The following is a 13,788-nucleotide window of genomic DNA, read 5'->3' on the forward strand; positions in this document are numbered from 1 at the left end:
ATGGCGAATGCCTCGGGCGTGCAGGCACCATGGCCACAAGAGATCGACAGGAAAGATGACACCATTCACTCGCATCGATTACTCGTCACCGGGGCAAGCGGAGTCGGGACGACGACACTGGGCCGCGCACTCGCCTCCCTGCAGTCAGTACCTCACGCGGATGTCGACGACTACTTCTGGATAGCGACCTCCCCGCCGTACACATACAAACGCCCGATCGAAGACCGGCTGGCCCTGATGAATTCGCTGTTTCTGCCACGCGATGCCTGGATCCTCTCGGGCTCCTTGATGGGCTGGGGCGACAGCCTCATCAAGATGTTCGATGGCGTCGTATTTCTCACCGTCGATCCGCACGCGCGCATGGATCGGTTGATGAACCGTGAAGTCCTCAGGTACGGCGACACGATCGAACAAGGCGGATTCAATGAAGCCGCCCACCACGAGTTCATGGATTGGGCGCGCGGCTATGACGACGCGAATTTCTCCGGGCGCAGCCGAGCCCAACATGAGCGGTGGCTGACGGAGCTGCCGTGCCCGGTGCTGCGGCTAGACAGCGCAGAATCGGTGCCTGAGCTAATCAGCGCGGTCACCGATTGGCTCAGGAACGACGTGTCCTGCGACAATCGTAACTCGTGACCAAGGTGTCACTGTTCGAGGTCCAACATGCTATGGATGTTGTCGCGCGTGGCGACGCCGAGATTTTCGATGGCAGAGGCGTCAACTTATCCTATCGGGTCACAGACGGGGACCGCCCGCTCGCGGTGAAGGTTCATTGCAGAAGTCGGTCCTCCGAGGTCGAGTTGCAACGGATATTGCACGTCGATGCAATGCTCCGAGGGACGCTCTGGTATCCGCCGGTGACCGATATAGGGTTCCACGGATCGGAACACCCCGTTCTGGTGGTGATCCGGCCGTTCGCGAGCGGAGCCTCATCGGATGACATACAGCACCACATCGTCGAGGTCGCCGATGTTCTCGGCGACCTGGCCGCACATGACGCAGGCATCGAGGTCGCGGAGGACCTGATCGGGGACTACGCGTCGCCGTGGCTGTCCGGTTGGCAGCGGGAGCGCAGACTGGCGGCTCCGATGCTGGTCGGCGAGTGGTCCGGCCTCGCACAGGCAATGGACCATCACATCGTCGGCCTTCTGGCAAGTGCTGCGCGTTTGACTCGCCTAGACGGCGTCGTCATCTATCACGGCGATCTGCATGGCCAAAACCTGATCTTCAACGAATCTCGGCAGGCCACCGTTATCGACTGGGATGAAACTGGTTTCTCTCGTCGGCCGGCCGATGCTGGCAAGACACTGTGGCTCACGTGCCGCCGGGGACGCGGCGACTTCGTGTTGCACCCGCCAGTTGTCCGTCACTTCCTCGAACGAATGCACGCACGGTTGCACGTCCCGTACGCGAGCGCGAGCGACCTGGCGAAGCTCGGGGCGGTCTGGTTCCTGCCGAGGTATAGCCACGTCGCGCTGCTCAAGCAGCGCGACCCGGATCTCGTATTGTGGTATCTCGGCTGGGTCTCCCGCTTCTGGTCGCGGTTCCAACACAATCTGGGCCTAGTCGCAGAGGTCGCGGCAGCACTTGATCAGGGCGTGCGCTAGAGAAGACGGGTGTCACCGAGACTGACGACCTGGCGGTTGTGAAAGAAGTTCTCTTCGCGCAGCGTCGTGATGCTGCCGGAGGGTGCTCGGAATTGGCATAGTCGACTGACTCGATAGGCATCTTGATCCAGGCCGCGATGATGAACGTCAGGGCGGAACCGTGGGTCCACGATAGTCTGATACGCGCAGAAACGGCTCAGAATCTCATCCATAGCCAGGTAGACGCGGCGCGCGAACACTGCCTTGGTCTCGACACCTGACACCTTCGTCATGTCCCATCCGATCCCCGGCGACCGGCGGCGGAACAAACCACTGGTCCAACCAGGCTTGCGGCCTGCCTTCGGCCTCTCCGTAGGACTTCTCGCGCAGCCTGCGATCCAGGATCGGCTGCACGCCGAACCGGTCACTCACTGCTACGGCCGTCTGCCGAGTGCGCTGCAAGTCCGACGAGTCCAGTTGCCCCTCGGCTGAGTCGGGCATCGCGGCCCTCAATGCCTCCGCGATGGAGACCGCCGCGCGGTTGTCGGCAGCACGTGAAAAAGATCTGGCACGGTTTGCACAATTTGTGCCAGATCCATGATTCGCGTGCCGTTGACAGCGGTCGACGCCGGCGGGGTTGAGATGCGCATCACGCCCACCCGCCGACCATCTTCTGGACGTGATGCGTCGCCTCCAGGTGCGTGACGATATAGATATTTCGCACTGTTTGCGTACCTCCCTTGTAGGGTTGGTGAAGAGAGCTATGGAAGCGATAACTCCAGAACCATCAGACCCCACAGCAACCGCGAGTGGTCCCTACCTGATGTGTGTTCCGCGATCAAATTCCGTACCGCAGCCTTGTCCAGAAAGCCCGAGGAACAGAGCCGCGGCCGCGACAGGACGTCGACAACGAAGTCCCACAATTTGGTGGGCGGTGTCATGAAGGCGCTGACAGGGAACGTAAACGGCTGTTTGTGTCGGCCCTGGACCTCCGCTGGAACCAAACCTTCGCCTGCGTCCCATAGGATCTGCTTACGACGCGATCCGTCGACCTTCAGCGCATCGGCAGTATGCCGCGCGAATCTGGTGACGCCCGGCTGGCAGTAGGGAACACGACCTTCGACCGCGTGCGCCATAGACAGATGATCGAGCTTGCGCAGGTTAAGGCTCGGCAGCTTGTGCAGCCGATCGTGGGTCAGAATCTGCTCCAGACGTGACGTAGCCCGGCGGCTAAGCCGTTCCAGGGAACGCTGTCGGCTGCTCACACCCGAGTCGATCAGATCGCGGTACTCGGGAGTGTAGAGCTGCCGATACTCCGCATGGGGGACCAGTGACAGCCGATCGAGATAGCGAGACTGCCAATCGTCGTCGCCCGCGGCAAGCGCAGTGCTGTACCGACGGTAGCCGCCGAACTGTTCGTCTGCCCCGTCCCCCACAAAGCAGACCCGCAATCTGCTGTGCGAGATCTCCCGGAACAGCATGAACGCGCTGAGTGCGTGCGGAGTCGCATTCGGTGCGCCGAGTGCCGTCACCATGGCCGGGATCATGTCCGGCAGCTCGGCCTGCCGGACTTCGACGACCTGGAGCGGAATGCGGGCGTGCGCTGCGGCGGCACGGGCAAAGACCAGTTCGTCGGACGAGTGGCTGCCCTGATGGGTAACGTGAAAGCCGGTGACGTCATCGCGACACTCACTGAGCAACGTCGCGAGGATGCTTGAGTCGAGCCCACCCGAGAGCTGAACAGCTATAGGGGCGTCCTGCAGTGTCATACGCGCCACCTCCCCGGACAACAGTGCGCGCAGCCGACTCGGTGTGTAGTCGTCGTCCGGCGCGCCTAGCTCCTGTGGACGTTGTTCGACGACAGTCTTGCCGTCACAGACCAGATACTCACCCGGAAGCAGCGCAGACACCCCGTCGTACAGCGACGTCGCGCCGTGCAGACACTGCCAGTTCAGGTAGTCGTCAACGGCAAAAGTGTCCACGTTGAGCGGTCGTTGCAGCAGGGCGGCCAGGCCCCGCAGCTCGGACGCGAAGGCTACGCCGCCGTCGGTGACTGCGTAGTACACGCTCTTGATGGCAAGGGAATCGCACCACAGCTTCAGCCGAGGTCCGAAACGCAAGTCCACCAACGCGATGGCGAACATCCCCTCGAGCCGATCTACGAAACGGTCACCGTGTAGTTCGTAATACGGCAGCAGGATCGAGCCGTCGGAGTCGCCGTCGACATGCACGCCGTGCCGCGCGAGCTCGTTCCTGATGGCGCGAAAGTTGTAGATCTCCCCGTTGAAGACCAGGTGTGCAGAGCGGTCTGCGTTGGTGAAGGGCTGAAATCCGCTGTCAGGATCCTGGATGGCAAGACGATTGCACCCCAGGCCCCAGTCGTCGCCCGTGACGTGGTGCTGGTGATCCGGCCCGCCTGACAGCTGAGCATCCCGTGCTGCGCCCAGCAGAGACCCATCGAACTCTCGTCCGAAATAGCCGTGGATTCGGCACATCAGACGGACTTGTTGTTCTCGCCAGCAGGCGCGGGCCGACCTGCCGCCCACCGGTGCAGCGGTAGCGCGTGCTCGACCGCGCTACGCTTCTCCATGGCTGCCAATAGTTCACGGAGCGGGGGAACATCGTCGCTCGCCTCGCGGGAACGGAAGCAGTACTCGTTCGAGATCTCCGGGTTCCAGCTCATAGTCTCGTGGAGCTCCTCCTTCAGGAGGTTGAGGAAGTCCAGCCGGCTGACAAACGCCTCGACGTCGTCGCGCACCAGTCGGATCTCGGCGAATGCCAGGTCGATGAGGTCAAGCCAGGTGAGGATCGCATCGGGTGCATCGGCCGCATCTGGCACGCCATAGGCGTTCAGCCGTCGGAACCTTTCGGACAACCCGGACAGTGATTCAGGAAGTCGGGACAGGAAACGGCCAAGGTACTTCGGGTTGCGATTCGTGTTTCCGTAGGCGTGGGTCAGGCCGCGAAACGTGTCGACGCCGAGCTTGCGAGCCGCCACCAGCGCGGACTCGTAGTCACCCTGCACCCACATTCCGGCCAGATCGCGGAAGTCCGGGTAGCTGCCAATAGCGGTGCGGAATGCCGTGTATGCGACTTCACCAGAGACCAGGTCGCTCGTGATCCTGCGGAACTCGGCATCGTTCGTGAGTGCAACACCGTACGTCAGACGGGACAGCAGCCGGAAGTCTACGGCCGACGAAGCGAAACTGGACGACTTGCGGGCACGACTTGTCATGTGGCCGTACAGCCGTCTGTGGGCGGCGAGCATGTCCGAGATGCTCTGGACCGTCCAGTACTCGACGTCCACTCCGAGCAGACTGTCCGGCAGGTAGTCGAAGCTGGCCTTGACCCGGTCACCGCTCGTGTAGTACCTCATGTGGTCTTCACGAGGGAAGGTGGCCCGGTCAAACCGCTCGTCCTCCGACTGGGCGATGACGCAGAAATCGAAATCCGACGACGGCGTGCCCGAGCCGTCGACCAAAGAGCCGGAGAGCATCAAGATGTCACCGTCGACGAGATGTGTCTTCGCGAGCACGGCATCCTCGTCGAAGTCGTCCATGCCCCGGATGTCGGCGATGTGTCGGCGGAAGGAGGGCATCGTTCATACCCCCACGGCATGCTGGAAGTCGACCATCAGCCTGGCTACATCGGCCGCGTTACCAACGGAGCAGCTCAGCACGGGAAGATTCGCGATGTGGTCGAGGAAACCGTCAAGCGATGGGGACGCGCCACGCCTGCGGACTGTCACCTCTAGCCAGTCCTCACCGTAGAGATTGTCGTCGAGAGATAAACAATTCCGTGTGATGACGGCAGCGGCGTGGTCGGGTTTCGCAAGTTCGCAGAAGAACTCCGCCTCGCGGTCGACCGCGGGAAGGATCACGCCAGCGAGGACCGCCTCGGGCACGACACGGACGCCGAGGTAGCGATTGACTTCTCGGGAACTCAGCTTCAGCTTGTCCTCGCCCTGAAACCGGTCCCAGTCCGACCCGGGCCCTGGGATGCCTGCACGCACGGGCCAATTCTGAAACCCGGTAACGCCCATGACGTCGAGCGACCCTTTGTTGACCGCCAAGGGAAGCGGACACGCTGTCACCTGGTAGCGCGGACCATTCGAATCGAGGTGGATACGATCGTTGCCCATCCACCCGCCGGAGGCCAGCAACCGGGCAAGCGCAATGGCCGTCGTGGACTTGCCCGCTCCTGAGTCACCGATCACCAGATATGCGCCGCCATCGAAGACGAACGCCGAGGAGTGCAGGATCAGCGACCCGTCGGCCTTGGCGTATCTGGTTGCCACGTCGCGGATGATGCGTGTGAGCCACCTATCACCGAGATCCGTTGGGGGACGCACAATGGTCACGCGACGATCGGTGCGGATGAGCGCGGCCACCTCATCGGAGTTCACGTCCTGGAGCCTGAAAACCGTGTGGCTGCCGCAATCGAACCGCGGCAGTCGATAGTTCCTGGTGAGTTCGTATTCGCCTTGGGTTGTGGTGGCCACCGCCTGAAGCAGCTCGCGAATCTCGGCATGGTCGCAAGTCAGGTCGACGATCGTCAGGTCAGACTCGTGCGTCTCCTCGGTTCCGAAGACGCTCAACATCCCCTCCGGGTAGAAGGTTTCGGAAACCAGCCCCGCGGCTCCGGCCGAAGCTGTGACGACGGTGACCCGGTGATCGCGTATTTGTAGCCGCCGGGTGTTCGCGCCGACGGGGCTCGCTGCTGCGAGTCGGCTGACATGCACTGGTATCTCCCCTGTATCCGTCCGTTCCTGCATGTCACACCGCCAGATATCCGCCGTCGACCGGAAGATCGACGCCTGTGATGAAACTTGCCTCGGGCGACAGTAGGAACGCGATCGGCGACGCGACCTCTGCCGGGTCCGCGAATCGCCTGAGTAGGAACTTGCCTCCGTGCTCGGGGGCTGCCTCGGCCGCCGCCCGATCGAGGCCGAGAACCTCACGGTGATAGCGCTCGTTGTTGGCGTTCCACACCGTTCCGGGACTCACCGAGTTGACCCGGATACCCCGGGGCGCAAGCTCTTGCGCCACGCAGCGGGTGAATCCGAGCACCGCCGCCTTGCTCGTGTTGTACGTCAGGTAGCCCTCCTGAGCAATATGTGCCGAGATCGACGCCATATTCACGATCGCGGCGTCGGGAGTGTGCTCCGGCAAGCCGTCTACGAACCTCCGCGTGACCATGGAGAGGCCGATGATGGTGGGATCGAGGGCAGAACGCCACTGCTCCGTAGTCGCTCCGATGCCCTCGAAGACGAAGCCAGCGGCGCAGTTCACCAGAAGAGTCGGCGTCAACCAGTCCGATGGCACACCCGCGAAAGCCGCCTCCACTGCAGCTAAATCGGTCACATCGCCGACCGCCAGGTGCGTCGGAAGACCGCGCTGCCCCAACTCGTCCACCTTGGCACGGCCATGATCGGCACTTTTGTCGTAGATGATAACGCGGCAGCCTTCGAGGCACAGCCGCTCGACCACCGCGGCCCCGATGCCTTGCGCCCCACCTGTTACCACTGCGGTGCGACCGGCAAATCCGCTCGGAACACTGGTCATGCGTTGGAACCTCTCAATGTGTCAGTCCATTGCCACACACGGTCGATGACCGCCTCGCGACTGAGATTTTCGGTAACGCCATGCGGCGTCACCGTCTTTCCGGAGTCCTCGGTAATGTTGTGATCGGCTGCTAGTGCCGCCGCGGCCTCCATAGCAACACCGCGACCAGCCAGCGAACGGCCTAGTGCAGTGCGGTCCAGGCCGTGCCCATCGGCCGCGGCGAAGTACCGCCATGACTGGAACATCCCTTCAAGGTGGCCTGCCGACAGATGCACCCCGTTGCAGCCCGCCGACAACGTGATTCCGTGGTGCCCGACCAACGTCCCCAGCGCGCCACGCAATGAGGTCGGCGACGCAGCAGATGGGTCGAGGGCGCCGAGGACCTGGGTGCGCAGATCGGCGATCTCCCGGTAGCTGTGGCACTCGATAAGGCCGACCAATGCTGTGGGGTCACAGTAGCTCGATGCTAGGGCTGGCACGAACCCGTTCAGCACCGCGACGGGATGCCTGTTCAGCTCTACCACCGAGGCGTACGAGCCGGACCCCAGTTTGTGGATTCCCGCCTGTCGGCAACGCGCCTCCAACGTCGCCGAGGACAGCGCCGTGTCGTGAGCGCCGACCTCAAACGCCCCCACAGCGACCATGGCCCCCGTCCGGTCCAGCAAAGAGGCGAGCTCCCGGCGCGCATCCGAACACAATCCCAGGGCTCCGTCGACGGCGATGCGGTGCAGACGGGGATAGTGCTGGATCAGAAACCCGAGCTCGCCAAAGTCCTTGGCCAGCATGAGAGCACAGCGGAGGATGGTCACATCGGCTTCGCCGAGCACCCGCGCGACCTCCACCATCGCGTCGGCCGCGCTGGAGGTCCGCAGAACCTCCGGCTTCACTAGAGTCACGAAATGAGTGCCGCCGTCCATTTCCGGCCGTCGCTGAGTATCGGTGTCCCGGCGACATCCGGTTCGATGCACGTCAGCGATGAGGGTGCGCACATCTCCGCTCGCTATCATGAAGTGGCACCCGTCTCGATCAGTTCAGTTATCACACCGCTCCTCTATCCACCCATTACCGCGATACTCAGATCACCATCGAGTTCACGGAGCCGATGGATGTCGAACATCCGCGCCACGACCGGCCCGCGCCATCGATGGACTACCGTCTTGCCATCACTCACCTCGCGCAAATAGCTGAGATCGTTCGGCCGCAGCCGGTCGAGCAAGCCGACGGGCACCCGGCCTGGGAACACCGCGTCGGTGTAATGCAGTCCGAGGTAGACCTCCTGGACGAAGCCGAGTCGCTCGGCTCGCGCAGGCAGATCGTCGAAGTCGCGGTCCGTGATCAGTGCCAGGACGTCCACGAGCTTGTACAGCACCAGATCCTTGAGCGCCAGCACCTCATTGCGGTGCATGGCCTCCCTGGCGAGATGCAAGCAGGTGAAGATGAGCATGTCGGTCGCCGAGATCGTGGTCATCCCGTCGAGCTCGGTGCGGTCGTCGAGCAGAGCCGACACCGCACTGTCACTACGGTTTCCGGTCATCAGGTCGATCGAGAAGTGCACATCGAGTCGATGACACTCCAGGAGCAAGGCATCGGGTGTCGGTTTCATGTACGAGTACGTCTGATGGGAGTGCATGGCCATGTGCAACACCTGCCGTCGCGGCGCGGGACGTACGGAGTCGGTGGCGTAGTCCCAGCTTCCCTGCGCGTAGCCGTCATCCTGCAGTGCCGCTGTTGCGTCGGGGAGTCGCTCCCGGTCCACGAGCAGGTCGTTGTCACTGAACATCCGCATGCCCGGATCTGGAAACGCCATCGCGGCCACGGCGCCACCTTTGAGGACTGCGCTGCGCACCCCGGCCCGGTTCAGGGTTCGTTGTACCTGCGCGGTGCGTGACGTCTGTTCCTCGGCCATCACCCGCTGGCCGCCTGCAGTCACTTTCAGCGATTTGAGGAAGTACGCCGATCGCAACGTCTGTCGCTGCTCGATCGCGTACAGGACGATGTTGTGCCAGGCCACACCAATGACCCGGTGGACTGTAAGCATCCCGAGCACCTGGTTCCAGTCCAGTGATGTATTCAACAGCTCAAGCATCGCGTCGACCTCGTCGGGACGCGGATCCGGCAATGACAGCAGGAGAACTAGTTCGATCTCCTGGGAAACCGTTTCGGTCACAGTCTTACCCTCCCTTCGGGCGGAAGTCGTGCAGGAATGAAGCAAGGTCGCTCCGAAGCTGCCAGGCGGCGGCCGCAACCGCCGCCGCGTCGGCGCCCTGGGTTGCGGCGCTCATTGCGCAGGCTCTTAGCATCGCCGCGTCAGCTGTACCATCACCGACAGCCAGCGTGCGGCTGAGATCCGGTTCCCCGAACCGCCACCGCATGTGCCGCACGAGTGCGGCTGCCTTACAGGTGCCGCGCGGTCTGACAACCTGCGCACCGAAAGGCCGGATCGACACGATCTCGCAGTCCAGGTCCGACACCAGTTCCGAAACATGGGTGCGGCTGCGGAACACCGTCACCGCTGTTGGCAGGGTGGTGGGCGCGGTGACCGGGACGGTCACAGCGATGTGATGCCGTGGCACGCGGTAGGCCATTGCGAACTGCGTCGCGGCGCGGGCGGTAGTTGCGTGGAGCTCCCCCGACCACTCCGCAACCAGATCGATGCCAGGATCGTCGCTCAAGCGGCACAACACCTGGGGCGGGCAGGTCCTCAGGAACGTCAGCGCATCCGCGGCACGGGCAAGCCTGACATTGCCCTCACTCAACAGCACCTCGTCGTCCATCTGCGCGAAGAGATCATCCAGGTGGCGCAGACCGCGGAACGAACTCGCCGAACGACCGGTCACCAGCAGCGGCACCACCCCGTGTTCCCTCAACGCTTCGAGCCCCGCTACCACTCCCTCATAGGGCTGGTCGGCGGCATCTATCAGCGTCCCATCTAGATCCAGCGCGGCGTATCGGATGGTCATGGCAACGCTGCGACGAAAGCCTGGAAGTCGCGCAGTCCGACGGCCTCGGTGGCGGCCTGTCGCGGGCTCTTGAACAAGAAGGCACACACATCGTCGACCACACCCGAAATCCCGCCTGCTTTGGCCGCTGCTGCCACTCGAACGGCGTTGGCGAGCACGCCTGCGGCATTCGGACTGTCCTCGACCTCCATCCGGATCTCCAGCGACAGCGGTGTGTCCAGCACGGAGTCCGCCTCGATGCGCAGGAACCCGATCTTGGTGTCGCCCAGATGCGGCACGAAACCGTTGGGGCCCGCTGCGACATTGCTCGCGTCGATCCCGGCGGCAGAGAGTGCGCGCCGTTTGGAGCGCTGCTTGCTCGCCGAACGACCTGGGTCGGCGAGGTTGAGGAAGTCCATGTTGCCGCCCACATTGAGCTGATACGTGTTGATCACCCGCAACCCGCGCGAGTGTAGGAGGTCGAGTAGCGCGGTATGCAGGGTAGTGGCGCCCAAATGACTCCGCAGGTCGTCGCCGAGCAGGGGAACACCCCTGCTCTCAAACAACGCCACCAGATCGGCATCGTGGGCGACCGGCTCGGGGGTCGCGTTGACGAACGGCACTCCCGCTAACGCAGCCGCCCGGGCGTACGTCTGCACCGCCTCGGTCGAACCGGTGGGAAGCAGACAGACCAACACCTCGGCGCCGGTCTCGACCAGTCGCCTGCGGATGATGTCCGGATCCAGCCCCGCACTGTCCTCGTGGGTGGTGATAATTCGGCTCAGCGGCCCGGTAACCCCATCGAGCAGCGGTCCCGCCTCCACCACCACACCGACTGGGTCCACAGAGACGTGTGCGTTGGCGGCGTTGGATGACTGGAAGATGGCCTTGCTCAGGTCCAGCCCGACTTTTCCGGCATCGACGTCGAAGGCTGCGACGAACTCGATGTCGTCGAGTGCGTAGCCACCGATGCGCTCGTGCATGATGCCAGCCAACGGCGTCGAACTCTGTCGGGCCAGGGCGACCACTTGCACAAGACTGGACATACAGGATCCGACTCCTGCGACAGCAACTGCGAGAGACTTATTCACGGTATGACGTACTCCTGCGGGTGAGATGCGGCGTGGTCGCTGATCCAGGCCAGCAGTTCTGGAAACCCGGGGATGCCGAAGTGATTGTTGAGATAGTCAGGGCTGCCGACGACGTACGGATATCGATCGGGCACGCCGACACGGCGGAACGGGACACCGCGCCCAGTATCAGCGATTGCCTCGGCAACCGCGCTGCCCAGCCCGCCGATGACGGAATGGTCCTCCAGCGTGATGATCGGCAGTCGCTCGGCTACCAACGCCGCCACCGCCGAGGTGTCGAACGGTTTGATACTCGGCATGCTCACCAACCGCACACGCATCCCCGCCTCGGCAAATTCGTCGACCCATCCCCGAGCCACCACCAGCATGCTCCCGGTGGCAATCAGCGCTGCGTCATCGCCGTCGGTTACCGTGACGGCGCGACCCAGCGCGACCCGAGTGCCTGGCGCGTGGATCTCGGGCAGGTCCTGGTTCTCCAACGGAAAACGCACGTAGACCGGCCCGTCGAGATCATGGCACTGCTCCAGCAGCTGACGCGCCTCCAGGAGATCGCCAGGACAGACGATGGTCATGTTCGGAAGAGCCCGCATCACTGCAATGTCCTCGATTGCGATGTGCGTGATGCCGGATGCGCTACGAGTCAGCCCGGTGCTCGTGCCGATCAACCGTAGCCGCGTCCGCGCAAAGGCAGCGTCCACCCGGATCTGATCGAACGGCCGGTAGAGCAGAAAGGTGCTGCAGTTCCAGAGGTAGACCGTCTTGCCGTTGAGTGCGAGTCCCGAGGCGATCGATACGGCGTTCTGCTCAGCGATGCCCACGTTCAGGAACCGATCGGGATACGTCGCCACGAATGGTTCGGTGCCGTTCAGGTTACCGTCGGCGACGATGAGATACGTGTCGCCTGCACGACGCCCCTCACGCATCAGCAGCGCGCCGACCGCTTCCCCTACCGTGGTCATCGGAGCTCCCGCAGACTCTCTACCAGCTCACCGAACGTGAGCCTCCGGTGATGCCATCCAGCCTCGTTCTCCATCATGGACACCCCCTTTCCCTTGATCGTGTTCGCAATGACGACCTTCGGCCGGTCTTGCGGGGCCCGCAGCGCCGCCTCCAGCTCCAGGACCGAGTGGCCGTCGACCTGATGGCACTGCCAGCCGAAAGCGTTGAACCGATCACCCAGATCGGTGGCGACCACACTGACGGTCTCGAACGCGCCCTGCAGCCGGTTGTTATCGACGATCACCACAAGGTTGTCCAGGCCCAGTGTGGGCGCTAGCATCGCCGCCTCCCATATCTGACCCTCCTGGCATTCACCGTCCCCGACGAGCACGTACGTGTGATAGTCCCGGCCATCATGCTTGGCCGACAGCGCGACGCCGATGCCGATCGATGGGCCCCGGCCGAGCGGCCCACCATCTGCCTCCAACCCAGGCAGGCCGTATCGGGCCAGAATCGCCGGCACCTCGCCGCCGTCGACGTTGAAGTCGTCCAGCCGCCGCCGGTCGATGATCCCAGCGGCGGACATCGCAAGGTAGATTGCGGCCGCGCAGTGGCCCTTGCTTGCGATGAAGCGATCCCGGTCCGGCCAGTCCGGATGTGAGGGGTCCAGTCTCAGGACTCGCATGTACAGGGTGTAAATGATCTCGATCGCCGAGAGGTTCGACGGGATGTGTCCCGTCACGGCCTGAGCAGTCATCCGGATCGCATCTCGCCGCAACTGCTGTGGAGTGGTCATCGATACGTTCCTCCGTGTGCTCCGGCCTCGTGCTTCTTGATATCTCGGCTGGCCCGGCGTCGGCGCATAACCTCGGAGACTGGCAGTGGGTGCGCATCGTCCCAAGCGATCGTGTTCGCCATCAACTCACGCACAGTGGTAGACATGCGGTGGAGATAGCCTTCCTGTCGCATATACCGCCACGAGGTGTGACCACCGGTCGGCTCGTCCGCCGCCTGCAGATTCACGTGCAAGGTCCGGCGCACGACACCGGCGGCACCGGAGCCTCGATGCAAGGCATGGTGGTTCATGAACAACACATCACCCGGCAGGCACCGCATCGTCAGTTCCCCAGGCAGCGGACCTATGCCGTTCGCGTCGACCTGGGTCCGTTCCCTGCCGGTCAAAGGTCGCCGGTGTGAACCGGGCACGACACGGAAACAGTCGTCGCCCGTGAGACAGACGTTGAACTGCACGTGGGTGCTGCGACCGTCAGGGGCATATCGGTCGGTCTCCATATTGTCCTTGTGCCAGTTCAGCTCGTAGTCCACCGAGGACGGCTCCCACAGAGCGTGTGCGGTCCAGAACCGCAGCTGCTCGCCCAGCACCGCGCGGACGAAGCCCATCACCTCCGGATGCTCGAAGATCTCTGCGAACACAGGGTCGTACAGGGAGGGGTCGAAGATATGGCTAACGCCCCAGGTGTCGGTCTCGTGCTCAGTTCGCAGGGTGTACCGACTCTCATAGGCCTCGGGCGCGGCCCGCACCGTCGCGGCGGTTCGATCCACCGCGGCGAGCCAGCGTTTGCGAGTCGGTTCGTCGAGCACTTCTGGTAGAAGAGCGAATCCCTGCTCCACGAAGGCGCGAACATACTGATTCATCTCGTTAACTTTC

The 13,788-nt window shown here is 63.2% G+C and carries 15 protein-coding genes; 2 read left to right on the plus strand and 13 right to left on the minus strand.

Features of this window, described 5'->3' with window-relative positions; translation table 11 throughout:
• On the plus strand, nucleotides 1-636 hold the full coding sequence (locus tag OG203_RS31445) for an AAA family ATPase (RefSeq protein WP_405160848.1): 636 nt from the start codon (nucleotides 1-3) through the stop codon (nucleotides 634-636).
• A complete protein-coding gene (locus tag OG203_RS31450) occupies nucleotides 633-1,607 on the plus strand; it encodes an aminoglycoside phosphotransferase family protein (protein ID WP_405160849.1) in 975 nt (324 codons plus the stop codon). The genes OG203_RS31445 and OG203_RS31450 overlap by 4 nt, the downstream gene beginning before the upstream one ends.
• Here the strand turns inward: OG203_RS31450 and OG203_RS31455 are convergent.
• From OG203_RS31455 to OG203_RS31515, 13 genes are all read right to left on the minus strand, one after another.
• The gene (locus OG203_RS31455) at nucleotides 1,604-1,879 is read right to left on the minus strand and encodes a hypothetical protein (RefSeq protein WP_405168203.1); all 276 of its coding nucleotides are present in this window, start codon (nucleotides 1,877-1,879) and stop codon (nucleotides 1,604-1,606) included. The two genes, OG203_RS31450 and OG203_RS31455, sit on opposite strands and share 4 nt — an antisense overlap.
• Entirely contained in the window at nucleotides 1,812-2,087 is a 276-nt protein-coding gene (locus tag OG203_RS31460; protein WP_405160850.1) for a histidine phosphatase family protein, read from the minus strand. Before OG203_RS31460 ends, OG203_RS31455 begins: the two co-directional genes overlap by 68 nt.
• A 260-nt stretch (nucleotides 2,088-2,347) precedes the next feature.
• On the minus strand, nucleotides 2,348-4,132 hold the full coding sequence (gene asnB / locus OG203_RS31465) for an asparagine synthase (glutamine-hydrolyzing) (protein ID WP_405160851.1): 1,785 nt from the start codon (nucleotides 4,130-4,132) through the stop codon (nucleotides 2,348-2,350).
• On the minus strand, nucleotides 4,081-5,184 hold the full coding sequence (locus OG203_RS31470; RefSeq protein WP_405160852.1) for a hypothetical protein: 1,104 nt from the start codon (nucleotides 5,182-5,184) through the stop codon (nucleotides 4,081-4,083). The genes asnB and OG203_RS31470 overlap by 52 nt, the downstream gene beginning before the upstream one ends.
• Nucleotides 5,185-5,187: 3 nt before the next feature.
• On the minus strand, nucleotides 5,188-6,327 hold the full coding sequence (locus OG203_RS31475) for a hypothetical protein (protein ID WP_405160853.1): 1,140 nt from the start codon (nucleotides 6,325-6,327) through the stop codon (nucleotides 5,188-5,190).
• Nucleotides 6,328-6,361: 34 nt separating this feature from the next.
• Nucleotides 6,362-7,150, minus strand: a complete 789-nt coding sequence (locus OG203_RS31480; RefSeq protein ID WP_405160854.1) for an SDR family NAD(P)-dependent oxidoreductase — start codon at nucleotides 7,148-7,150, stop codon at nucleotides 6,362-6,364.
• Nucleotides 7,147-8,139 (minus strand): hypothetical protein, encoded by a 993-nt coding sequence (locus OG203_RS31485; RefSeq protein WP_405160855.1) that lies wholly within the window; start codon nucleotides 8,137-8,139, stop codon nucleotides 7,147-7,149. The genes OG203_RS31480 and OG203_RS31485 overlap by 4 nt, the downstream gene beginning before the upstream one ends.
• A 62-nt stretch (nucleotides 8,140-8,201) precedes the next feature.
• On the minus strand, nucleotides 8,202-9,317 hold the full coding sequence (locus OG203_RS31490) for a nucleotidyltransferase family protein (protein WP_405160856.1): 1,116 nt from the start codon (nucleotides 9,315-9,317) through the stop codon (nucleotides 8,202-8,204).
• A gap of 4 nt (nucleotides 9,318-9,321) precedes the next feature.
• The gene (locus tag OG203_RS31495; RefSeq protein WP_405160857.1) at nucleotides 9,322-10,110 is read right to left on the minus strand and encodes an HAD family hydrolase; all 789 of its coding nucleotides are present in this window, start codon (nucleotides 10,108-10,110) and stop codon (nucleotides 9,322-9,324) included.
• Complete coding sequence (locus tag OG203_RS31500; protein WP_405160858.1) at nucleotides 10,107-11,135, minus strand: inositol-3-phosphate synthase; 1,029 nt, start codon at nucleotides 11,133-11,135, stop codon at nucleotides 10,107-10,109. The genes OG203_RS31495 and OG203_RS31500 overlap by 4 nt, the downstream gene beginning before the upstream one ends.
• Before the next feature lie 41 nt (nucleotides 11,136-11,176).
• On the minus strand, nucleotides 11,177-12,139 hold the full coding sequence (locus OG203_RS31505) for a transketolase family protein (protein ID WP_405160859.1): 963 nt from the start codon (nucleotides 12,137-12,139) through the stop codon (nucleotides 11,177-11,179).
• Nucleotides 12,136-12,915, minus strand: a complete 780-nt coding sequence (locus OG203_RS31510; RefSeq protein WP_405160860.1) for a transketolase — start codon at nucleotides 12,913-12,915, stop codon at nucleotides 12,136-12,138. The genes OG203_RS31505 and OG203_RS31510 overlap by 4 nt, the downstream gene beginning before the upstream one ends.
• On the minus strand, nucleotides 12,912-13,775 hold the full coding sequence (locus OG203_RS31515; protein ID WP_405160861.1) for a phytanoyl-CoA dioxygenase family protein: 864 nt from the start codon (nucleotides 13,773-13,775) through the stop codon (nucleotides 12,912-12,914). The genes OG203_RS31510 and OG203_RS31515 overlap by 4 nt, the downstream gene beginning before the upstream one ends.
• Nucleotides 13,776-13,788 lie beyond the last annotated feature (13 nt).

The sequence above is a fragment of the Nocardia sp. NBC_01499 genome, assembly GCF_045040275.1.
Lineage (GTDB): Bacteria > Actinomycetota > Actinomycetes > Mycobacteriales > Mycobacteriaceae > Nocardia.